The sequence below is a fragment of the Paraburkholderia sp. SIMBA_053 genome (assembly GCF_046534895.1).
Classification (GTDB): Bacteria; Pseudomonadota; Gammaproteobacteria; order Burkholderiales; family Burkholderiaceae; genus Paraburkholderia; species Paraburkholderia caledonica.
In genome coordinates, this window is sequence record NZ_JAWRXU010001227.1 from 1 (window position 1) to 252 (window position 252).

1 pseudogene is annotated in these 252 nt (G+C 63.9%); it reads left to right on the top strand.

From position 1 onward, the window contains the following. A pseudogene (locus tag SB753_RS39545) lies at nucleotides 1–252 on the top strand (hypothetical protein); the annotation flags it as partial.

Genomic DNA, 252 nt, shown 5'->3' on the forward strand with positions numbered 1-252 from the left:
CCGCGTTCTTCAAGCAGAGCCTCGTCGAGCCCGGTCGCGAATTCGTCGGATTCCAGAACATCATCGATGTGCTGACCGGCGACTTCTTCCGTCTGCTGGGTCAGACGCTCGTGTTCACGGTCGGCACGACGATCGCCCCCTTCGTGGTCGGCTTCGGTCTGGCGCTCGCGCTGAACACCCGAATCCGTGGGGCGAAGGTCATGCGCGGCCTGATGCTCATCCCCTGGCTGATCCCCGGTGTCGTGGTGTCGT